Annotated in this window: 20 protein-coding genes; 4 read left to right on the forward strand and 16 right to left on the reverse strand. The window is 48.4% G+C overall.

The window, feature by feature from the left end:
• Positions 1-218: 218 nt before the first annotated feature.
• Positions 219-1,667 (reverse strand): decarboxylating NADP(+)-dependent phosphogluconate dehydrogenase, encoded by a 1,449-nt coding sequence (gene gnd, locus DKW60_RS00770; RefSeq protein WP_109835755.1) that lies wholly within the window; start codon positions 1,665-1,667, stop codon positions 219-221.
• 246 nt (positions 1,668-1,913) lie between these two features.
• Between gnd and DKW60_RS00775 the strand changes: the two genes are divergently transcribed.
• A complete protein-coding gene (locus tag DKW60_RS00775) occupies positions 1,914-2,384 on the forward strand; it encodes a rhodanese-like domain-containing protein (protein WP_219988587.1) in 471 nt (156 codons plus the stop codon).
• Positions 2,385-2,405: 21 nt separating this feature from the next.
• On the opposite strand, the gene DKW60_RS00780 is transcribed toward DKW60_RS00775, so the two are convergent.
• On the reverse strand, positions 2,406-3,059 hold the full coding sequence (locus tag DKW60_RS00780) for a response regulator transcription factor (RefSeq protein ID WP_109835757.1): 654 nt from the start codon (positions 3,057-3,059) through the stop codon (positions 2,406-2,408).
• A gap of 108 nt (positions 3,060-3,167) precedes the next feature.
• Between DKW60_RS00780 and DKW60_RS00785 the strand changes: the two genes are divergently transcribed.
• From DKW60_RS00785 to DKW60_RS00795, 3 genes are all read left to right on the forward strand, one after another.
• Positions 3,168-3,677 carry a putative pterin-binding protein gene (locus DKW60_RS00785; RefSeq protein ID WP_181389541.1) on the forward strand — a complete coding sequence of 170 codons (510 nt, stop codon included), beginning with the start codon at positions 3,168-3,170 and terminating at the stop codon, positions 3,675-3,677.
• On the forward strand, positions 3,674-5,434 hold the full coding sequence (locus DKW60_RS00790; RefSeq protein WP_109835759.1) for an ATP-binding response regulator: 1,761 nt from the start codon (positions 3,674-3,676) through the stop codon (positions 5,432-5,434). Before DKW60_RS00785 ends, DKW60_RS00790 begins: the two co-directional genes overlap by 4 nt.
• A 125-nt stretch (positions 5,435-5,559) precedes the next feature.
• Complete coding sequence (locus tag DKW60_RS00795) at positions 5,560-6,342, forward strand: tetratricopeptide repeat protein (RefSeq protein ID WP_109835760.1); 783 nt, start codon at positions 5,560-5,562, stop codon at positions 6,340-6,342.
• Between the two features lie 150 nt (positions 6,343-6,492).
• On the opposite strand, the gene pntB is transcribed toward DKW60_RS00795, so the two are convergent.
• The 14 genes from pntB to DKW60_RS00865 form a co-directional block, all read right to left on the reverse strand.
• Positions 6,493-7,881: a Re/Si-specific NAD(P)(+) transhydrogenase subunit beta gene (pntB, locus tag DKW60_RS00800; RefSeq protein ID WP_109835761.1), complete on the reverse strand. Its 1,389-nt coding sequence runs from the start codon at positions 7,879-7,881 to the stop codon at positions 6,493-6,495.
• Between the two features lie 3 nt (positions 7,882-7,884).
• A complete protein-coding gene (locus DKW60_RS00805) occupies positions 7,885-9,456 on the reverse strand; it encodes a Re/Si-specific NAD(P)(+) transhydrogenase subunit alpha (protein WP_109835762.1) in 1,572 nt (523 codons plus the stop codon).
• Between the two features lie 405 nt (positions 9,457-9,861).
• Entirely contained in the window at positions 9,862-10,803 is a 942-nt protein-coding gene (locus DKW60_RS00810; protein ID WP_109835763.1) for a LysR family transcriptional regulator, read from the reverse strand.
• 194 nt (positions 10,804-10,997) lie between these two features.
• The gene (locus DKW60_RS00815; protein WP_219988588.1) at positions 10,998-12,665 is read right to left on the reverse strand and encodes a SulP family inorganic anion transporter; all 1,668 of its coding nucleotides are present in this window, start codon (positions 12,663-12,665) and stop codon (positions 10,998-11,000) included.
• Between the two features lie 16 nt (positions 12,666-12,681).
• Positions 12,682-13,311, reverse strand: coding sequence for a hypothetical protein (locus tag DKW60_RS00820; RefSeq protein ID WP_109835764.1), 630 nt, complete (start codon positions 13,309-13,311; stop codon positions 12,682-12,684).
• Positions 13,312-13,327: 16 nt separating this feature from the next.
• Positions 13,328-15,694 (reverse strand): nitric oxide reductase activation protein NorD, encoded by a 2,367-nt coding sequence (locus tag DKW60_RS00825; protein ID WP_109835765.1) that lies wholly within the window; start codon positions 15,692-15,694, stop codon positions 13,328-13,330.
• Between the two features lie 66 nt (positions 15,695-15,760).
• Positions 15,761-16,270, reverse strand: coding sequence for a hypothetical protein (locus DKW60_RS00830; RefSeq protein ID WP_109835766.1), 510 nt, complete (start codon positions 16,268-16,270; stop codon positions 15,761-15,763).
• 12 nt (positions 16,271-16,282) lie between these two features.
• A complete protein-coding gene (locus tag DKW60_RS00835; protein WP_109835767.1) occupies positions 16,283-16,552 on the reverse strand; it encodes a 4a-hydroxytetrahydrobiopterin dehydratase in 270 nt (89 codons plus the stop codon).
• Positions 16,553-16,635: 83 nt separating this feature from the next.
• Positions 16,636-16,923 (reverse strand): alpha-carboxysome major shell protein CsoS1, encoded by a 288-nt coding sequence (csoS1, locus tag DKW60_RS00840; protein WP_109835768.1) that lies wholly within the window; start codon positions 16,921-16,923, stop codon positions 16,636-16,638.
• A 41-nt stretch (positions 16,924-16,964) separates the two neighbouring features.
• A complete protein-coding gene (csoS1, locus tag DKW60_RS00845) occupies positions 16,965-17,282 on the reverse strand; it encodes an alpha-carboxysome major shell protein CsoS1 (protein ID WP_109835769.1) in 318 nt (105 codons plus the stop codon).
• A gap of 89 nt (positions 17,283-17,371) precedes the next feature.
• Positions 17,372-17,629 (reverse strand): carboxysome peptide B, encoded by a 258-nt coding sequence (locus tag DKW60_RS00850; protein WP_109835770.1) that lies wholly within the window; start codon positions 17,627-17,629, stop codon positions 17,372-17,374.
• A gap of 1 nt (position 17,630) precedes the next feature.
• Positions 17,631-17,900 (reverse strand): alpha-carboxysome shell vertex protein CsoS4, encoded by a 270-nt coding sequence (gene csoS4 / locus DKW60_RS00855; RefSeq protein ID WP_109835771.1) that lies wholly within the window; start codon positions 17,898-17,900, stop codon positions 17,631-17,633.
• Entirely contained in the window at positions 17,897-19,483 is a 1,587-nt protein-coding gene (locus DKW60_RS00860) for a carboxysome shell carbonic anhydrase (RefSeq protein ID WP_109835772.1), read from the reverse strand. The genes csoS4 and DKW60_RS00860 overlap by 4 nt, the downstream gene beginning before the upstream one ends.
• Positions 19,484-19,488: 5 nt before the next feature.
• Complete coding sequence (locus DKW60_RS00865) at positions 19,489-21,969, reverse strand: alpha-carboxysome scaffolding protein CsoS2 (protein WP_109835773.1); 2,481 nt, start codon at positions 21,967-21,969, stop codon at positions 19,489-19,491.
• Positions 21,970-21,977: the final 8 nt, after the last annotated feature.

Below are 21,977 nucleotides of genomic sequence, written 5' to 3' on the forward strand. Positions count from 1 at the left end.
TTATTTCGCTAAAAATATATGCAGTGACATAAGAAACGGGGCGCCTCAAAAGACACCCCGCACCAAAACAAACCATTAGGAAACAGACTGCACCAGAACAGTAAGCTCAGGTGACTGACATTTCCCCGCTCACAGATCAGGCCATTTTTCAGACTTTCTCCAAAAGGCAGTGAGCTTTAAAAAACGGTTCAGAGTCCAGTAATATAGTTAAAACTTACCTACACATCATAACTAGTACTGGAGACATCCCCACCGGTACCCGTCCAATTCGTATGAAATCGCTCACCTTCCGGCTTATCGATACGCTCATAAGTATGCGCCCCAAAGTAGTCGCGCTGAGCCTGCAGCATATTGGCTGGCAAGGTTTCTGTGCGGTAGCCATCATAAAATGCCAATGCACTACTCATCGCGGGTGTCGGTACACCGGCTTCAATGGCCTTAGCTAACACTTTGCGCCATCCGGACTGTGCTGCCGCAATTTTATTTGTGAAATATTCATCAACCAGCAGATTATCCAACTGCGGGTTCTTATCATAAGCCGCTTTGATATCATCTAAAAATACCGAACGGATTATACAGCCACCACGCCACAGCTGTGCAATAGAACCGTATTGTAAATCCCATTCGAAATGCTCAGATGCCTCACGCATTAACATAAAGCCCTGCGCGTATGAAACAATCTTAGATGCCAGCAAAGCATCACCCAATGCCTCAATAAGCTCAGTTTTTTCAGCAGAATAATCTTGTGCTTGCGGTGCAGCGAGTATTTTAGAGGCCGCCACACGCTCCTGTTTAAGTGCAGACAAACACCGTGCGAATACCGCCTCACCAATCAACGATACCGGCATACCAAACTCCAGCGCATTGATCGCCGTCCATTTACCGGTTCCTTTCTGTCCAGCCTTATCAAGAATGGTATCTAGCACATAAGTGCCATCTTCCTGATAACCCAGAATGTCAGTTGTGATTTCGATAAGATAACTATCCAGATCGCCCTTATCCCATTCTGCAAACACCTGCTGCATCTCGTCATTACTCATATGCAGCTGGTCTTTCATAAATTGATAGGCTTCGCAGATTAACTGCATGTCACCGTACTCGATACCGTTGTGCACCATTTTGACGAAATGCCCTGCACCATTTGCGCCGACCCAGTCGCAGCAGGGATCACCATTCTCCGTTTTGGCGCTAATCGCCTGAAAGATCTCTTTAACCAGCGGCCATGCCTCAAGGTTTCCACCCGGCATGATGGACGGTCCGAAACGTGCCCCCTCTTCTCCGCCAGACACACCTGCACCGATAAAGCGGAAACCTTTTTCTTTTAAATCAATCGCTCTGCGCTGTGAGTCCGGGTAGTTCGCGTTACCACCATCGATAATCACATCACCCTCATCCAACAGCGGTAATAAAGACTCAATAACGGTATCAACCACCTCTCCGGCTTTTACCATCAACATGACTTTTCGTGGCACACTTAATTTTGAAATCATCTCTTCCAGCGTTTCAGCACCAATAATATCGGTACCTTTAGCAGCGCCTTGCAAGAAATCATGAGTGACTGAGGTGGTTCGGTTGTAGGCAACAACCTTGTAACCGTTATCATTCATGTTCAATGCAAGGTTTTGTCCCATTACCGCAAGACCAATTAAGGCGATATCATAATTCATAGAAGCTTCCAGTCTGGTATTTGAGTAAGTGTGTTATCGATAACAATACTGCACAGTGGGTATCTCATGCAAGGCGGGCACCTTACCGACTTCGCGACACAATTTAAAGTGTATGGCGTTGATTTTTACAATGCGATGGAACTACAACTAAATGAGTGTTTCAAACGTAACTAACTCACGCAATAATATTCGAACTAAATTAAAAACAGGCTTACAGGCATGCAATTTATAAAGACAATCAGCATCATGACATTATTCCTTTTTTCAGCGATCGCTCAGGCTGAAATCATCCACATCGACACGGCAAAAACGCAGTCACTCATCGATGAGGGCATCCCTATTATTGACATCAGAACAAAGTCAGAATGGAAACAAACCGGCATTGTCGAAGGGAGTCACTTACTTACCTTGTTTGATGAGCGAGGTAGATTTGATATCGAGAAATGGATGTCTGATCTGGATAAAATTGCCGGTAAGGATAAACCGTTTATGCTGATCTGTGCGGTGGGTGGGCGTACTGCAATGCTAAGTCAGTACTTAGACAGTAAAGCTGGCTATACCCAAGTGCATAATGTCCATCGTGGTATTGTTCAATGGATTGGAGAGAATAAGCCGGTGGTCGCTTATGATGAACATGCCGCTGCTGACATGTCCGGACAATCCGGTAACAGTGAGAACATGTCAGTCAGTACCACTACTGAAGGCAGCACTAAGTAACGATCAGCACCGTGGCGGGGATTAGTGGGTCCTCCTAAGTAATCCCGCCTCTTCTGCTGCTCGCACGCAGCGAATTCTATCGTTCACCTGAAAGGCACTATATAAATTCCTGACGTGCGTTCTGACCGTCTCGATTGAGATGTAGAGGATTTTTGAGATATCTTTATTGTTGTATCCCTGCCGGATTAAACGCAACACTTCCAGCTGACGCTCAGTAATGTGGTAGTGAGCCATAGCCTGCTTGACACCATCTTCAGGCTTGATCTGTGGCAAGTGAGCAATACCCGCTTCAATATTCTCAGGCAAATAAATCTCACCCTGCATGACACGCTCAAGGATTGAAACAATCTCTTCGGTATTGGCTGTTTTTGGAATAAAACCAGCTGCACCAGCATTCATTACTTTACGAATTTCCCATAAATCTTCACTGGCTGAAATCACTACAACCGGCACTAACAAGCCTCTCCGCTCGATAGCCTCAATCATCGAGATACCGTTCATTTCCGGCATTTGCAAATCCACTAGCAACAAGTCAACTTCGCCTATTTCATCAAGCAATGTTAGTGCCTCACGCGCACTGGTCAGGCTTATAACATCAAACGCTGTACGCATCGTCAGCATGGCCTTGAAGCCTTCTGCAAACAGTACATGGTCATCCACATGGATTACCTTCATAAACCCTCACACAGTTAAAATTACGCCATAATTGCTAGCATTATAATACCATCAACACTACACTAATGTAGACTATCGCTAAAAAGCAACCATACACGAGGTAAACTGATGTCTATAGTTGTTCGAATATTGACCTGCTTCGCAATACTTGTAATGTCCATTATGTCAGCTAATGCTGATATCCTCAAAGCCCCGGAAGGTAAAGTAATACTCACGATTACCGGCAATATCAAACATACCAACGCACCAGGCGAAGCGCGTTTTGATCGCGAAATGCTTGAAGCGCTCGGCATGGTGAGCATTGATACTGAAACCTACTGGACCGATGGTGTACAGAAATTTGAAGGTGTCCCGGGTAAATTACTGATGGAAGCGGTCGGTGTCACTGAAGGTAAATTACAAATTCATGCGCTAGATAAATACAAGGCAAAAGTGCCGGTTGAGGATTTAATCAAACACCGCGCCACCATCATGCTAAAAAACATGGGCGAGTATTTAACGGTCGCTAAGAAAGGCCCGCTCTGGTTGATCTACCCCATAGATGACGAGCAGAAGCTATTAAAAAAGCAGATTAATAGCCGTTCAGTCTGGCAAATTCAGACGATTGAAGTTCTATGATCCGACAGAATGACCGGATCAAATACATTATTATCTTCATCGCTTTTTTAGCTTTGAGTGCGCTGCTTGCTCATGCTTACCTAAAGAATACCGATGAGGAAACAGAATATACACGTCGCGTTCGTCATGTAGTGGTTAATGCGTATGAGCTCGAACTGAAAATGAAAGAGCTTCAAAATGTGTATAACAGCTTTGTCATGGGTCACCCCTCTTACAGCAAAGATGACCTCGACTTAGCCTATGCTATCACCCACTCCAAGTATGAGACTTTAATGATGGGCGATACTTATGATCTCATTAAGCCTCTGAAAGAAGGCCAGGTTGTTGCGTTAATCACTACTAACTTTAATACGTTTCTATCACTTAAACCTGATATCGACGAAGCTCGTGTTGGTGATAAAAATCTTACCCGGATAGATGACTGTATTAAGGATAAATTACTCCCTGACATAATGGGCATTGTCAAAGCTACCCGAATAGGAACGAACTGGAAGTCAGCTGCCTGGGAGGATGCCACTAAAGAATCACGCCTGCAAATGCAATTTGCCATGCTTGGATTACTGATGTTGTCGATCGGCTTATTCTCGCTGTTGCTCCTACAGGTCCGCGCCACACGGGACGCACTCATTAAAGCAGAGCAAGCCAAAGTCACTAAGGCGAAATTCCTGACGGTTGCCGGCCATGATTTACGCCAGCCTCTGCAAGCATCCAGCCTATTACTTAGCACCTTGCAGTCACAGTCACAAACCCCTGAGAACGCCAGGCTGTTCAAGGGTATTCACTACTCCCTCGACAGTATTACTGAACTACTCAATGGCATGCTGGATATTTCACGGTTGGATGCAGATTTACTCACCGTTAACAGAGAACCGATTCCGGTGACAGCTCTGGTTAACAGAATGCTTGACCGCTATGAAGAGCAAGCTCTTAGTAAAAACCTTAGACTATCGCTGATCAATCCCAACGACTTCTATATCAACAGTGATCAGTTATTACTAGAGCGGATCATTTCTAACTTATTGAGCAATGCAATCCGCTATACCCAGAAGGGCAAAGTTCAATTAATCGTCAGCTCTGAAGATAATAATGTCTGCATTACTATTCGAGACAGCGGCCCCGGTATTTCAGAGGACGACTTAAAGCTGATATTCAAAGAGTTTGTACAACTAGACAGCCCTTCCAACGAGGATCACAAAGGACTTGGTCTTGGTCTTTCCATCGTGAAACGGCTCTGTAACTTACTAGGCCACGAGCTGACAGTCACCTCTAAGCCGGGCATCGGTAGTGAGTTTAAAATCAGCCTCCCCAAAGCAAGCGCAGCGCCCATTGGCTTACCCAATAAGGCCAGAGATCAGTGGTCATTAGTTGGCGTGACGATTATCGTAGTCGAGGACAATGAAGATATCCTCTCTTCGTTTGACCTGTTGTTAAGCACTTGGGGATGTAAAGTGGTCACGGCTTCTAATATGGAGGAGGCCATCCAACTTGCCGAAAAACTAAAGAACTCGCACCCGGACGACGATAACGACTTGTTAATAATCAGTGACTATTACTTAAATAAAGACTATAATGGTTGCGATGTAATCAAAAAAATCCAAACCATAATAGCTAGAGACCTCCCTGCTATGGTTATTACGGCGGAAACAGATCCTGAAAGACTGGAAGAAATACGACAAACAGGTAATAGTGTTTTTCGTAAACCATTAAAGCCTGCAACGCTTCGTGTAGCTATCCAAAGGTTACTGCGACAGGTCTGATTGTCACTTATACATCTCAAATCACCCTATAGGGTGATTACAACCTCCTGCGCTATCTCTATCATGAACACCAAGTGAATACACGAAAGTATTCCATTGGTCGTGCGGGGAGGCACATCCATAAAATGAGTAACGTAAACAACGCACGCGTGTGCGAATTATATCTGGAGTATGACGACTCAAACATTGAGCATGCAAAAGCTCAGCTTGATACGAAGTATTTCTTTGCAAACCACCACTATCACAAAGTTCTCGATGTTTTCATGGAGCTGGCCGAAAAAGGAGATCGGACTTTCCAGCATAATGTCGGTGTTCTATACCACTGCATTGAAGATGTCAGGGACTACCAGCAGGCCTTCAACTGGTATAAAAAAGCAGTGGCTCAGGATTTTGCACCTGCTAAAGAGCGCTTAGCTTGCATGTATGAGTTTGGCGATGGCGGTATGCCAGTAGACCTTCAGGCAGCGGTTCAACTTTATAAAGAGTCTTCTGACCAAGGCAATTTACACAGCACTTATAACCTCGGCATGATTCTGGCCACAGGAAGTAATTGTGTAGAGAAGAACCTTCCACTAGCCCTGTCTTTGCTGCAAACCGCGGCTGAAAAGGGACATGCGCTAATGAAATTTAACCTTGGCATCATCTACCTTGAACAGTGCCACAATACGGTTGCCGCTAATGACTGTTTCAAGCTTGCTTTTGAGCAGGAGCATATCGTCTCTGTTGATTTAGGCCATTATTACCTTGAGCGATACAATGGCGGGATTGATTGTGAACATAGCTCAGCATTAAGCCACTACTGGTTTGCAACAGCGATTGCTTACGGTCATCAGGATCAGGTTTTAGAGATTTTTAACGGTGATCACTCCGTGTTAAATGCTTTTCAATTTAAGGGGCGCTTTCACTAAGCCTGTGCTACAAGCCGTGCTCGCAATAACCTCCTAATCGCACGCTTATATAAACACAAAAGCCACCCTCATTTCTGAAGGTGGCTTTTTTATTGGGACTTAGTTTAGGACGGTACAGACTATCTATCCCGTACCGAGATAAACCAAAAACTACAGTTGTTTCAGGATATCCTCAACAGTTGCCTTGGCATCACCAAACAACATGCGTGAGTTCTCTTTATAGAACAATGGATTATCAACACCCGCATAACCTGACGCCATTGAACGCTTAGACACAATCGTGGTTTTAGCATTCCACACCTCAAGTACCGGCATGCCTGCAATCGGACTGTTCGGATTATCCAAGGCTGACGGATTCACGATATCGTTTGCACCAATCACCATCACCACATCAACATCAGGGAAGTCTTCATTGATTTCATCCATTTCCAGTACGATGTCATAAGGCACTTTCGCCTCAGCCAGCAGTACATTCATATGACCGGGCATACGACCTGCCACCGGATGAATTGCAAAGCGCACGTTGGTGCCGTTAGCACGTAGTTTCTTAGTCATTTCTGACACCGGATGCTGCGCATGAGCAACCGCCATACCGTAGCCTGGTACGATGACCACTTCCTTAGCGTCCTTCAGTAACTCAGCCGTTTCATCCGCCTTAATCTCGGTATGAACACCCGCTTCTTCATCGCCACCCGCGGATGTTTCGGTATTACCAAAACCACCCAGAATAACGCTAAGAAACTTACGGTTCATGGCGCGGCACATGATCACACTGAGAATCGCACCACTGGAACCTACCAGCGCACCCACCACAATCAGCAGGTCATTTGCCAGCATAAATCCAGTCGCTGCTGCGGCCCAGCCTGAATAACTGTTTAGCATCGAAATAACCACCGGCATATCCGCGCCACCGATCGCCATTACCAGCAATGCACCAAAAATAAAGGCCAGTAACATCACCACAAGCAATGCAGTGACCGCAACACCCGTGCTATCTGCACTTAGGAAAACACCACCTAAGATAATGGATACAATCACCAAACCCAGATTCAGCGCGTGACGCCCCGGCAATGCCAATGGCTTGCTCGACATAATGCCCTTGAGCTTACCGAAGGCAACCACCGAACCGGTAAAGGTCACAGCACCGATAAACACACCCAGCACGATTTCAACATTGTGGATGGTTTTTTCAGCACCTTCAAAGTGCATATTCGGGTCCAGATAGCTGGCAATACCAACCAAAACAGCGGCCATACCCACAAAGCTATGCAGCATCGCTACCAGCTCGGGCATAGAGGTCATCTCAACCCGCTTAGCCATGTATGCACCGATACCACCACCGATTAGCATCATGACAATTAGCACGCCATAGCTGTTCACGTTATCGCTCAATACAGTCGCCAGAATAGCCAAGGCCATCCCCGCCATACCGTACAAGTTTCCGCGTTTAGCCGTTTCTTGCTTACTCAGTCCGCTCAGACTCAGAATAAATAAAATACTCGCACCGATATAAGATGCAACAACAATACCATTCATCATGACTTAGTCCTCTTCACGACTGAACATACGCAGCATGCGCTGAGTTACTAAGAAACCACCGGCAATGTTAATACTGGCGATGAGCACGGCGATGGCCGCTAATATCACGACTATTCCGGACGGCGAACCAATCTGCAAAATGGCACCAATGACAATAATGCCAGAGATGGCGTTGGTCACACTCATCAGCGGTGTATGCAGCGAGGGCGAGACATTCCAGATGACCTGCCAACCAACAAAAATTGCCAATACAAATACGATCAAATGTCCCATAAACGCAGGCGGCGCAACCGAACCAATCCACAGAATAAAGGCAATCAAACCAAACACTGTAGCCAGCGTGATAGTTGCTTTTTTCTTTGCCTCAGCACGTAATTCTTCTTTAGTAGGTTCAGGCTTTGGCTCAACCGCAGGCTTGGCAGCCGCTGGTGGTGCCGCCGATACGCTGATTTGTGGTGGCGGCCAAGTAATCTTGCCTTCCTTAGTCACCGTCGCCCCACGGATAACATCGTCTTCCATATCGATATTGATCTTGCCATCTTTTTCCGGCGTGAGATCCGTTAGCATGTGGCGAAGGTTTGTGCCGTATAACTGACTCGATTGTGTCGCTAGGCGGCTGGTTAGATCGGTGTAACCAATCAACGTTACATCATGCTTGACCGCAACTTCACCCGGTACCGTTAACTCACAGTTACCACCTTGCTGCGCAGCCAGATCGACAATCACACTACCCGGCTTCATCATCTCAACCATATCGGCCAGAATCAGCTTCGGTGCCGGACGACCCGGAATCAATGCAGTGGTGATAATAATATCGACCTCTTTAGCCTGCTCACGGAACAGCGCCATTTCAGCATCGATGAATTCTTTACTCATGGTTTTGGCGTAACCGCCTTCGGTACCACCCGCTTCATCTTCTTCGAATTCCAATAGCAGGAACTCAGCACCCATACTTTCGACTTGCTCTTTTACTTCAGGGCGCGTATCGAAAGAACGCACAATCGCACCCATGCTAGTCGCTGCACCAATTGCCGACAGACCTGCAACACCGGCACCGATAATCAACACCTTCGCCGGAGGAATCTTACCCGCCGCCGTAATCTGGCCAGTAAAGAAACGACCAAAATGATTCGAAGCTTCAACCACCGCGCGATAACCCGCGATATTCGCCATCGAACTCAAGGCATCCATCTTCTGTGCTCTGGAAATACGTGGCACCGCATCCATCGCAATCACATTCACCTTCTTCTCAGCGAATCGGGCTAACTGCTCTTCATTCTGCGCAGGCCAGAAGAAACTAATCAGCGTTTGACCTTCATGCATCAAGGCTTCTTCAGCTTCCGTCGGCTGGTTTACCTTTAGAATAATATCGCCATTATCCCAGCAACTCTTAGTATCCGGCGCAATACTTGCTCCAGCCGCTTCATAAGCCTCATCGCTGAAATTAGCAGGCTCACCGGCTTTGGTTTCCACCTCAACACTGTAGCCAAGCTTCAGTAGCTGAGTGACCACGTCCGGGGTGGTGGCAACACGGCGTTCGCCGCTCGTCACCTCCTTAGGTACTGATATCTTCATATTCGATTTCTCCTTTATTTTAGTGTTTTTTCAGCTGTGTTTGGGTGTTTGCTCCGGAAATGTCACCTTCGGTGCGAACATTTCCTACGCAAACACCCAAACACGGCAATGTGCTAACTCTAAAAGCTGCGTTGACTGCGAGATTTACTTGCTTTGAACTCATCTAAGCATCGCAATCTCCAAATCTTTTTTTGATGGCACAGTCACTGCAAATTACGCTAGCTCAAACATTGGCGGCCAACTCAACACCTCACCATCACAACCACACAGTAGGTCTTCAGTATTTGCTGCGGCGAATCGATTCAAGCGCAGCTTGTGTGAGCAAAGCAAATACTGAAGACCGATCCACTACTATTAAGTCAAACTTACACTAACTATAGTAGACACCCCATACATTGGGAAATATCACTCTTGTCGGTATTTGGGCAGAAAATCTACCCCTGATTCGATAAAGAAATTAAACAAAGCCTCTGCCGCAGGGGCTAGGTCTATATTCTTATGGCGTACCACCAGCCACTTACGAATCACTGGTAAACCTTCGATATCAAACTCTTTAAGTCGCCCGTCTTTTAACTCATCAGCCACGGTATGTGCCGATATCAAAGCGATACCCAAACCAGCCATCACTGCCTGCTTAATCGACTCGTTATTACCCACTTCCATACCTGGACCCGGGTTAATCCCAGCCTCTTCAAACAGTTTCAGCATCACCAGTCGGGTACCTGAGCCTTCCTCCCGAACCAAAAAAGTTTCGTCTGAAAACTCTTTAAAACCTAGCTTCTTCTGATTAATCAACGGATGATCAGGCGGCCCGATAATGATGTGCGGATGATCACCAATCACCACACTTTCCATATCCATATCTTCCGGTGGACGACCGACTACCAGAAAATCAAATTCGTAATTCCGAAACGCTTTAAACACACTCTCCCGGTTACCAATGCGTATTCTGACATCCACATTCGGGTGCGATTTTTTAAACTCCGCAATCAATCTTGGCGCAAAATAATTTGCCGAATTGAAGATCCCCAACGACACCCGGCCACTGGTTCTGTCACCCAATTTTTGCAATGAGGTCTGGCACATTTCCAGTACATTTTCGATACGCGAAGCCGCCAGCAAAATTTCTTGCCCGAAGTCAGAAGGCTGGACACCATCCGGCCTTTTCACCACCATCGATGTGCCCACATTATCTTGTAATAAGCTCAACTGTTGAGACACCGCAGGGGGTGAAATATGCAGGATATTAGCCGCTCCTTTGATCGTTCCAGCGCGCACATAAGCCGTGTAAGCACGAAATTGCTTGAGGGTAATGCGATCCAATTTGGGCGTTATATTTTTTTTCATGACTGCACTCCTCCTTCAGTAGCAGAATATTCTGCTCAGGTGATTGACTGCTTGGTTTCGATAACGATTTACATGGCCAATCACCGTAAAATTGTTAGCTCAAATGATCACCTACATAGTCTTCCTCATTAGTGATCAGGGTCAAGCAGTAGCGCATCATCCTTTGGCTATATAGCTATCCCGCCATATTTTTGCTATGCCTTCGGCTTGTCTTGCTTAACCTTTAACAACGCGCCTTCAAGCGCCACCTCCCGGCTATCTTTAATACTATCAACACCAAGTTGATCTAATAATCCTAAATTTTTCAAACGTTTAATCGACTGTTCACAGGCACCGGCAATAAATACCGAGCGCCCTGCTCTCACCATATCTAAGATGGCTTCCTCCAAAGCCAAAGCCGCAGAAACGCCCAAATAACTCACATCCGTCATATCCACTACCAACGAGCGGTAGCCCTCAACTTCTGAATTTTTACGACTAATCACCCGCGATGTACCGAAGATCATTTTGCCGCGCATATAAAACAACAGAATGTGATTCTCGGCCTCTTTCATTAAGGCGTATTCGCGCTCGTTGAGTTCTAAATCCGACTCATCCGGATTGGTCACTGCTTTAACATCATCGGCCTGTAATTTTGACAACCGCGTAATAGTAATAACATTGGCCACAAACAAACCGATTCCCACGGCCACAATCAAATCAACAAAGACGGTCAGCATAATCACGCCATAGGTAATCACCGTACCTTTACTGGATACTCTGTGCGCACGTTTTAGATAACCCCAATCGATAATATTGATGCCGACTTTAAGTGCGATGCCAGCCAGCACCGCTAGCGGAATAACCTCTGTCAGTCCTGATGCCCAGAACACCACAATCACTAGTAGGGCGACTCTGACCAGTCCGGCAAGTGCTGATCGTGACCCCGCCTGAATCCCCACCACCGTGCCCATGGTTGCACCAGCACCCGGCAATCCACCAAACAGACCAGACATAACATTTCCCAAACCCTGGCCGATCAACTCCTTATCAGAATTATGCTGCTTATGCGTCAGGCTATCTGCCACCACTGAAGTTAATAAGGCATCAATACAGCCCAATACACCCAGCACAATGGCATCGACAAACATAATCTGCCATTGCTCGATACTAAACACAGGCATTCTGAACTCTGGAATGCCGGATGGGACCTCACCAATACGGCGCACATCATCATTTGCCAACAACAATACTGAAATCAGCGTCACCACCACCAGCGCCAATAACTGCGGCGGAATGTAACGGTTAATTCTGGCTGGCATCAAAAACAAAATGGCAACCGTCAGACCGCCCAACAACAACTCACTCAACTTGATGTCAGCAAACTGCGCTGGCAGATTTTGCAAAATCGTAATCACACCACCCGCAGGATTTGCATGCCCAAGTAAAGGCCCGATTTGCAGGATAATCAGAATAATACCAATGCCAGACATAAACCCTGACACCACACTGTAGGGCATCATGGTCACAAACTTTCCCAGACGCATTACGCCAAAGAACATCTGAAACAATCCCGCCATCACCACCACGGTAAATGCCATGGCCATGCCCTGCTCAGGATTGGCTGCAATCAGCTCTGCAATCACCGCAGTAAACACCACGGTCATCGGGCCGGTAGGCTCTGACATTAAGGTCGGCGAACCACCAAATAAGGAGGCAAAAAGCCCCACCAAAATAGCACCGTACAGACCTGCTTCCGCACCCGCACCAGAAGCCACACCAAAGGCCAATGCCATGGGCAGCGCAACAACGGCGGCAGTCATCCCGCCAAAAACATCACCTCGAATATTGCGAAAATTGATTTCATTTAATATACGCATCATGCTTAACCGCTATTGATTAATACCCTGACTGTTGGTTTAAGTTAGCAATTGCCCGCTCTGCCGCGAACATCGCTTGCTGTGTTTCGGCTTCGCTGCCCATCATGATCAAACGACCAAATGAGCCGAAGGCTTTCATATCCACCAGCGTCACATGCGCGCCCTTTTCCGCTTCATTCGCGGCGTAAACAATATATCCGGCTGGCTCTGTTTCTAAAATAAACATGCTCTTGCCCGGTATCATCATCGAGCCCATGCGCACCTGACGATTAATCAGAGTTGCGTGATCCGGTGTAATCGCACTAATGATTTCCTTCCAGGCGATTTTGCATTGGTCACGCTGAGAAATATCCTGTCGTATTTCCTGTAAAATTGCGCCGCCTGCCGCTTGCACTTCACTCTGGTTGGAGTAATGAATCTCCATCGAACCAAAAGCACGCTCAACCACCTGCTGGCCAAGTCGAACATTGGTTTGTTTCAGGGCGATATCACTCAGGCGATGCACTGCCATACTGGGCGACACTTCAATCCACAAACAAGCATCCCCCGGAATCGGCAGGAACCCTTGCGAAGACGTACCAAGGTACGACGCTAACTGTGGTTGCAGCGAGTCAATAAATGAATAAACCCGCAGATTGACGTTATCCATGCATAAAGCCCATGTGTTATTTCGTTAACCCCAAATACAGGGAAGGTAGTTTTTCAGGCAGCCGCGACACATGATCCAGCACCAGATAATTCTTTTGTCCGAAGATATTCGAGACGTAATCGTCGGCATAAGGATCAAGGCTCAGGCAGAAGGTTCTGACGCCATTTCGGGCCAAATCTTCCACCGCTTTTTTTGTGTCGTAGCGCAGGTATTGCGGGTCGCGTACATCGTTATCGGCTGGCTCACCATCGGTCAGCAATAACACCATTTTCTTTTCACTGGCGCGTTCATTCAGTAATGATCCGGCATGACGTAATGCAGCGCCCATGCGCGTTGAAAGCTGCCCCGTCATACCTGCCAAACGGCCTTTCACGGTATCGTTATACGGTGAGTCAAAATCCTTGATGCGGTAATACTCCACATCGTGGCGTCCATTGGAATCAAAGCCATGGATGGCAAATGGGTCTCCCACTTTATCCAATGCTTCGGCCAGTAATGCAGCAGCATCCCGCGCTAAATCCAAGACCGTCACGCCTTCTTCATCGGCATCGCGCACTTCATCATTGGTCGATTCAGACAGGTCAATCAACAGCACAACAGACAAGTCACGTATTTGCAGATGTGTGCGAATATTGATGCGTGGGTCAGGCTGTATTCCCATGCGAATATCAACCATGGCATTCACCGCAGCATTGATATCGATGGTATCGCCGTCTTCCATTTTTCGTTCGCGCACCACACCTTGTGGTTGCACCGCTTCAATCATGTGTTTGATACGTTGGATAATGTGTTTGTTGTCTTCAACCGCATTATCAACCTCAACCGGATCTCCCATTTTCGGGCGCTTCTCCAGCAGCGTGACCCAGTTAGGTCGCTCCAACTGCGTTTGATAATCCCACTCAGGATAATTCACTGGAGAAGATACCGGCGGCTTGCCTTCCCGCTCGTTTAGCGACGTCCCGTCATCATGGAAAAACTCAGTCGCTAGCACCCAGATTTCCTGCGCATCGTCCGTCGCTTCCTGCACATCGAGATTATTCAACATCTCCATCACGCTAACATATTTTCTAACCTGCTTAACCTGACCCGGAAGGAGTATCTGGTCTATCTCGCTTTCCTGATCCTCCCACAAATAGCGGTTGTCATCGCGGTATGGATTGCTAGGTTTGTCCTTGTTTACATTGAAATTAATGCCCAATGAAATCGCCTTATCCGCTAATACCACACCTATTTCATGAGCCAGCCTGTCATCTTCCAAACGATCTTCCGCTGAGTAAAACAGCTCTCTCGCAGCGAGTACTAATGGATGGGAATCATTGTAATTTTCATCCAATAAAGCGCGGACGATTCGATCCAATAATACAGAGCGGTCATCACTATCTGTCTGTGGAGTGGTTTGTGAATTGACCGGCAATAAACTCAACCAAAGCTGCTTCAACCCCGGAAATTTTTGTACAGCCAATGCCTCGATACGTGCATCTTCAACCAAGCCAATCAGCATTTTTTGCACTGGATTAAACGTGCTGGGAATATCATCAACTTGCGGTTCGCAGCGCGAATGAACGAAGTGCGCAGCAACATGTGCGGCAGCAGCCCGATAGATTTCTAAGCCACCGACTTTATCGCCACCATCCAGCCCAAAATCATCAAAGGCGTCCGGCAAGTGAATAAAATAATGCTCGATGTAGGGTCGATAACCTTCGCGCGTTTCAAAGTCTCCTGAAGTCGGACGTAAGAAGAAATCCTGCCCCCAAAGAGCGCGTAAATACATGATCAAACGACGTTGCACATCCACAAATAAGGTGCCACGCTGCTCCTTTTTCATGATGGCCATAGCCTCATCGCTATCTAAACCAAAGTACGCAACCTGCGCTTCAAAATCATTTTTATAAGCAGATACACCCCACATCGCCCAGCGGCGTAAACCACCCAAAGTGAGATAGCCCAGTAGCACTTCCAGCTTACCTAACATAGGACGTAATGAGCGCGGAGCCTGTGCCAACATATTATTAAGCAGCATGAGATAGCCTTTGAATAAGCCTATTTCACCCATGCGGGCAGCGGCAGAAGGCGCAGTCGAAAACAACAACACCAACACTTCAGCACTGGTTCGGGAGTACATTTTGATGGCAGAGGAAAGTAGCTCCGCGACCGCATCTTCACCGATTTCCCGCGCCACTTGCGGCGCACTTTCAATAAATGAAACCACCAGATCCGTGCCACGACCAAGTGATTTTAGACCGGATGCACCACGCAGATAGGTATCAAGCCCACGAGGAGAGAAGACACGCGCGGCTTCATGCCAATTAGCCTCCAGGACTTCATTGGCTGTTTCACCCAATTCATCAAGTACATCTTGATAGTCGCTGAGTTGAATTGCCATTTATTCGATATCTCCACTTGATGTCTCGTGTGCCGCAACGTTATTTCTTTTGCACGCTCCGCGAGATTAATCTGGCCAGATTCGGTCTGGATGTGTGGGTAACTTGTCGTTATTCAGATCGATGGTTTGCTCCAAACCGGAGTCTGTCACCATGCTTTCTAGCTTTGCTTTAGGCGTTTTTTTAGCAGCTGGCTTTTTCACCGCCACTTTCTTTGGTGCTGCCTTTTTTGGCGTTGTTGTTTTCTTTGCTACCGGCTTTTTAGCTGAAGCTGTTTTCGCTGTTGACGTCGTTTTTTTAGCACTAGCAGCCGTGGCAGTCTTTTTAGCTGCCGTCGTTTTACTGACAGGCTTAGTTGCAGCTTTGGCCTTACTCGCTGCTGTTGTTTTCTGTGCAGCCGGTGCTTTTGGCTTAGCTGGTGGCTTTTTGATTGCAGCTGTTTTTCCTGCTGGTTTAGTAGCAGCTGTCGTCTTTTTTACCGCTGGCTTAGCAGCAGTTTTAGCCGTCGTCGCACCGGCTGTCTTCGCACTGGATGTCTTAGCCGTATCAGCCGCTTTTTTATCATCAGAATCATTCATGCCAAACGCTCCTTAAGCTGCCTGCTGCGTTAGCAAGGCGTCGGTTTGCTCAGCAAACTGATATTCCCGACTACCCAGCTCATCCGCATCACTTTCAATACTCACATTCACCTGAGTACGGGTAAAATTGAGATTCGGGTAATAACCTGCTTTCTCTGAAACATCCGCGAGATCATCCAAAAACTGACGCAACGCATCATAAGTCTCAAACTGGAAGCTACGGCTAATATTGGCGGGACGCTTACTGACTTTCCACGCCTGATCAAGGTTTTCAGCACTCATAGTCTACTCTCCACTATTATTAAAAGAGGATGCGCTACGTCTGCTTGTGTCGCAGCACATCCCATTTAAACCGATAGGAATCATTACGAGCCAGGCAGAATGCTTTCCACTTCAGAATGTACACGTGCAATGATGTGCGCAGCGACGATACCATCACCTACTCGCTCACATGCATCCGCACCAGCACGAACTGCTGCATTGACCGCGCCGGTTTCACCACGGACTAAAACAGTCACGTAACCACCGCCAACAAACTGACGGCCAACCAACTTTACTTCTGCCGCCTTAGTCATTGCGTCTGCCGCTTCGATAGCCGGAACCAGACCGCGGGTTTCAATCATACCTAAGGCAATACCTGTTACATCTGCCATTTTCTTTCTCCTTGAGATAATTAATAATTAACCAACCGTCGTTAACCAACAGCTGCCTGGTCTGCAAGCTCACCTGCTTTCGGCAATATACTTTCAACTTCTGAATGCACACGCGCAATGATGTGTGCCGCAACGATACCGTCACCCACTCGCTCACAAGCATCTGCACCGGCACGAACCGCTGCGTTTACCGCACCTGTCTCGCCACGTACCAGAACCGTCACATAGCCACCGCCAACAAACTGACGACCAACCAGCGATACCTCTGCTGCCTTTGTCATTGCATCCGCCGCTTCGATGGCGGGCACTAAACCACGTGTTTCAATCATTCCAAGGGCTACGCCCGTCACTTCTGCCATTTCATGCTCCTTAAACAGTTATTTCGCTGATTTACTTCTTCTATTGTTCTTTTTGCCTGACCCTTTTTAGATCAAACAAAAACCAATGCTTAATCCCACTCCGCAGGATTCCAAAAATCGATAATGCCGAGAATCGTGAGATCGGTATGAATCTCAGGATCTCCCGTTCCAAATCGTGCCGCTGAGCCGCTAGAGGTAAACACCCACTTCCCCGCGGGTACTCCAATCGGGTCCGTTGCCACACTCAGTTTTCCGGCTCTGTCCGTCAGCACTCGCAGCGACATTTGTTTCAGTCCTGCGGTGCGTCGTGTTGCCACTAACTCATCAACCACCTGAAGAATTTCCATCTCAGGCTCCAGCCGGTGCGTCTTCCGGATTCCAGTGATCAATAATTCCAACAATCGTCAGATCTGATGGAAAAGACTTGCTACCCGCCGCTTCACGCGCCGCTGATGAACTCACACAAATCACCCAATCCCCCGGCACACAACCGATGGCATCAACCGCCACCAATGGCGTTGCACCAGCCTTATCACGCACCACGAGTAGCGGCTTATGCCCAAGCTCTGCCTGTCGATTGGTGGAAACCAAGGTTTTTTCGACCTTCATGATTCTCATGCTGACGCTCCTACCGTTTCTATGGCACTACCAGTGGGACGATCCTGAACCGAGAGATGGCAGACCAACAAACCTTTGCCATCCAAATCGGCATAACGCTCACGAATCGCCGCTTCCACTCGTTTCGCCTTCACCACCGTACGCTCACGCGACCCCGGTACTTTGGCGTTGTAGCGGTAATGAATCGCCACCGGAATCGGCAGTCCACGCGTCACATTCAAGCCCGTAAATATCTTGATACCAACATCCATATCCGCCACACCCTCTTCCAGGGTATGCAGATGTGCGTAGTAGGCAATATTGCGCATTTGCACTTCATCAAAGCCATCACCAACACTGATATAACGCTCGGCATGCCCGATATCTGGGTAGCAGCCGTCATACAAATCTTCCACGTATTCAATCTGCGACAGATTGTTAATCAGCAAATTAGCGATCAACTTGCGCATTCCCTCGTGAGGTTGACCTTCACCTGCGCCCCAACCCGGAGATTGCTGATTCGGCTTGCTAATCGCTTCGTAAATCGCAACCCGCGCCTGATCCGCGCTGAGATTAATGGTGTCGCGGTATAACTGCGCATTATCAACCACCCGATGCTGCGACAAATCACCCTTGCTATCCGGTACATGTACCTTGATCGCATCGCTGTCCGTATCCACACCGATTAACAAAATATCGGTACTCGCGCCGCAGCAGAATGTATTTTCAATCGCTTCACGGAACTGATTTAAACGCTCCAATGCTCCGTCCAATGCTGCGTGTTCATTGCTACCGTGAGCCGCACAACCCTGATGACTGGGATCACTGGAACTGGTGTGATACACCGCAATTTTCAGATAACGCGTTCCGGACTCCGGAGGCGTTGGCACACCCTCACGGAACCGTCGTAACTCTGTTTCTTCCCAGTGGTGCACATCGGTTTCAACATCAAACAGTGCACCGGCATAAGCCTTGCGCCTCGTAAATGAGGACAATGGCAAACGCAGAATATAGCGGGTTAAGCCTTTAAGACGACCATCCGCACAAGGACTGATATCCACCGCATGAAAGCCACAATCCAAAAAGAAATTCCGCGTATCTTCAACGGTCTCCAGCTGCTGATTCAGATCCTCAACAAACTGTGCCGCTGCCGCCTGAAGCGCTGAGAATGAGCACTGCGCATACAGCGCCTTCATATCCGCGCCACCAACCCAGGCCTTATCCAACAACTCTTCAGACAGATCAAAATCAAGCGTTTGTCTGGCAATACGCTGGGCGCTCTCAACAAAATCAGGGCCATAAGACAGGCCGGCAACTCGCTTCAGTGTCGGTAAAATAGCGTCAAATCTGCCTTTTACCGAATCCTCACAATGTGCCAAACGCGCATTGGTGTAACCATCCGTTAAAAGATGCTGTGAGCGTCTTGCAGGCATTCCTGCTTTTTTCTGAAACACTCCGTCAGATGGCGAGGCATTGTTTTCAGAAACCGGCATAGGATTTGCCAAACTCACCGGAGCGATCTGTCCGCCGCGTGGCTGTGTTTTGCCACGACGGCGTTCTGCTGCCTTCTGTGCTCTTAACTGATATGCGCCACGGGTATTCATAAGCCTTAGCCTCTTGCCCCGCCAGATACTGTAATCACAGCACCTTCCGCACTATTACCACTACTGCCAGTCACTCGCGCTGCCGGCACTTCCGGACGCTCCATGCCTTTGTTGTGGTAGGCGTTATTCACCGGTTGCTGCATCTCACCAACACGTAACGTTGGATTACGGCCTTGAGCAACATGACCTTCTGTCCCTGTCATTCCCGGCGCACGTCCCCAGTTATCACCAGATACAGTAAAACCACCTTCGCGACCTTCACCGGTAATCCGCTGTGAATGCATCGCTGGTGCTTGCTCCACTGGCATCATTACTTGCTGCTGTGGTTGAGCCATCGCTTGCTGAGGCATCGGCGCTGGTTCAGCAGGTGCAAAATTCGCTTGCTGAACAGGAAGCTGAGCCGGTGCAGCCATAATCGGTGCAGGCGCAGGCGCGGCCATTTGGCGAGTATCCGGATAACGGAACTCCGGTGTTCCTGAAACTCGATTCGTCGCTAAATCACCAGGACCAGTCACCCGACCTGTATCGTGATAACCACCATGACTACCCGTAATTTGTGCAGCACGCGCTGGTGACACAATACTAAAGTCCTGAGGTGCTACTGGTGGGGCAGCCTGAACTGCTTGTTGTACCGGGTACTGCTGTGCTGGCACAGACGATGGCTGTTGCGCATAAGCTTGCGTGGCTTGTGGCTGTGACACCTGAGCTGCATGATGATGGGTTGGCGCGACGAGTCCCGCTGCTGCCGCTGCATCACGAACCGCACAAGAATCACAACATGAGCCATGATGCTGCGGAGCCTGAATACCTGCATAAGGCGTGCCACTCACCGGTAACTGAGCGCCATGCTCATTACCCGTGACATTGCCAACCGCACCGAGCATCGTTCCTGATACATGCTCACCTTTCGGTGTGTGGTCCACTCCTACTTTAGCCGGAGCTGCCACTGGGGTGCTGGGACAGTGAGCGAACTGCTCTTGTCCGTAATAACCGGTGACGGGAAGACACCCACCCTGCTCGTCACCTGTCATCTTTGGGGAAAGATCAATACTATTCCCGGTTAAATGACCTCCATTTAAGGTGTGCATATTATTAACTTTAGGCGCTGCGCCACCGCACAGCTTGCTCTCGCCATACTGCGTACCGGTCAGATGTGTGCATGAGCCAGGTTCATTACCCGTCACCTTTTCCGTGCGATCAACTAATGCACCCGTAATACGCTGCCCCTGAAGGCTATTATCAACGCCTACTTTGGCAGGATGTGGCGCTGCAATCGTTCCACAGACCGACGCAAACTGCTCATTAGAGATGTACTCCGTCCCCGTCACCGGACGACAACTACCGTACTCATCACCGGTCACAGCCGCTGAACGACCAACCTCTGTACCCGTTATCGCCTGACCTGCAATTGTGTGCGTGAGTGCAACTTTTGATGGCCCGTTGATGGTCATCTTAGCTGCCCCCATATCCGCATACTGCGAACCAGTGATACGATTGTTTGCACCGGCTTCACTGCCCGTTGCATTCATACGAGCCTCATCAACGCCGGTAATTCGGGTATCTGTTTTTTCCGAACGACCACTCATGACTTTGGCAGGCTTCGCAGACGGTTGAACACCGCAAAAGTTAGCCATTTTGTCCGCACCAATATACTCAGATCCGGTCACGCTCACACAACTGCCTTGCTCATCACCCGTCACTTTATGGGAACGTCCGACCTCAGTACCACTCACAGCATTTCCACCACCCGTAATACTCAAGGCAACTTTCGGTGTATTCGGCTCCGGCTTAGTGCCGCAGAAACTGGCAAACTGCTCAGTTCCCACATACTCCGTGCCAGTGATCGCGCGGCAAGTTCCTTGCTCGTTACCCGTCACAGCCGTCGTGCGCTCAACTTGCGTGCCCGATACTTCATGACCTGCCAGCGTCGTACCCACCTCAACTTTCGGTGGAGCAACCGTTGGCCTTACCCGACCACTCGGGCGAGACACCGGCGCATCACCACGGCCCTTACTGGCCATTTCACTACGACGTAATTTAGCCAAGTCACGGCCATTGATTTGACCTGCTGCAAAAGCCATTGCTCTTGCAGCATTTCCACCACGACCCAAAGCGCTACTTTTGCTCGGAACTGCAGCTTTGCCTTTTGATGACAATGCCTTACGACGGTTACGACACAGTTGGCGCACATTGTTCAGGTCAGACCCCAACGCGGTCGGATTTGACTCCACGATCTCGCATAACTCATCCACCTCGCTACTGCCCGCATCACTCAGCTCAACACTCATGCTGGCCGGTGCAGAAAGAACAGTATCGGCAAGGGTTTCAGCGGCAGGAGCACTTTCCGGCTTCGCCGCTGGCTGGCTTTGGGTCTGAACAGCCGCTGGTCTTTCACGCCTACGACGATTCTGAGCACTCTTCAGTGCCGCCTGACGTCTGGCTTCATGCGCCTGTTGCTTTTTGTCAGCACTACTTAATGCAGGCATAGCAATTC

The sequence above is a fragment of the Leucothrix pacifica genome (assembly GCF_003172875.1).
In the GTDB taxonomy this organism is placed as follows: Bacteria; Pseudomonadota; Gammaproteobacteria; order Thiotrichales; family Thiotrichaceae; genus Leucothrix; species Leucothrix pacifica.

Bases quoted from the DNA above. Each gene is read 5' to 3' on its own strand.
- csoS1 (WP_109835769.1), bottom strand. From the start codon at position 17,282: ATGGCAGAAGTGACGGGCGTAGCCCTTGGAATGATTGAAACACGTGGT.
- csoS1 (WP_109835768.1), bottom strand. From the start codon at position 16,923: ATGGCAGATGTAACAGGTATTGCCTTAGGTATGATTGAAACCCGCGGT.
- DKW60_RS00775 (WP_219988587.1), top strand. From the start codon at position 1,914: ATGACATTATTCCTTTTTTCAGCGATCGCTCAGGCTGAAATCATCCAC.
- DKW60_RS00835 (WP_109835767.1), bottom strand. From the start codon at position 16,552: ATGAGTGCTGAAAACCTTGATCAGGCGTGGAAAGTCAGTAAGCGTCCC.
- DKW60_RS00795 (WP_109835760.1), top strand. From the start codon at position 5,560: ATGAGTAACGTAAACAACGCACGCGTGTGCGAATTATATCTGGAGTAT.
- DKW60_RS00825 (WP_109835765.1), bottom strand. From the start codon at position 15,694: ATGGCAATTCAACTCAGCGACTATCAAGATGTACTTGATGAATTGGGT.
- DKW60_RS00860 (WP_109835772.1), bottom strand. From the start codon at position 19,483: ATGAATACCCGTGGCGCATATCAGTTAAGAGCACAGAAGGCAGCAGAA.
- DKW60_RS00815 (WP_219988588.1), bottom strand. From the start codon at position 12,665: ATGATGCGTATATTAAATGAAATCAATTTTCGCAATATTCGAGGTGAT.
- DKW60_RS00820 (WP_109835764.1), bottom strand. From the start codon at position 13,311: ATGGATAACGTCAATCTGCGGGTTTATTCATTTATTGACTCGCTGCAA.
- DKW60_RS00810 (WP_109835763.1), bottom strand. From the start codon at position 10,803: ATGAAAAAAAATATAACGCCCAAATTGGATCGCATTACCCTCAAGCAA.
- gnd (WP_109835755.1), bottom strand. From the start codon at position 1,667: ATGAATTATGATATCGCCTTAATTGGTCTTGCGGTAATGGGACAAAAC.
- pntB (WP_109835761.1), bottom strand. From the start codon at position 7,881: ATGATGAATGGTATTGTTGTTGCATCTTATATCGGTGCGAGTATTTTA.
- DKW60_RS00780 (WP_109835757.1), bottom strand. From the start codon at position 3,059: ATGAAGGTAATCCATGTGGATGACCATGTACTGTTTGCAGAAGGCTTC.
- DKW60_RS00850 (WP_109835770.1), bottom strand. From the start codon at position 17,629: ATGGAAATTCTTCAGGTGGTTGATGAGTTAGTGGCAACACGACGCACC.
- csoS4 (WP_109835771.1), bottom strand. From the start codon at position 17,900: ATGAGAATCATGAAGGTCGAAAAAACCTTGGTTTCCACCAATCGACAG.
- DKW60_RS00790 (WP_109835759.1), top strand. From the start codon at position 3,674: ATGATCCGACAGAATGACCGGATCAAATACATTATTATCTTCATCGCT.
- DKW60_RS00865 (WP_109835773.1), bottom strand. From the start codon at position 21,969: ATGCCTGCATTAAGTAGTGCTGACAAAAAGCAACAGGCGCATGAAGCC.
- DKW60_RS00785 (WP_181389541.1), top strand. From the start codon at position 3,168: ATGTCTATAGTTGTTCGAATATTGACCTGCTTCGCAATACTTGTAATG.
- DKW60_RS00805 (WP_109835762.1), bottom strand. From the start codon at position 9,456: ATGAAGATATCAGTACCTAAGGAGGTGACGAGCGGCGAACGCCGTGTT.
- DKW60_RS00830 (WP_109835766.1), bottom strand. From the start codon at position 16,270: ATGAATGATTCTGATGATAAAAAAGCGGCTGATACGGCTAAGACATCC.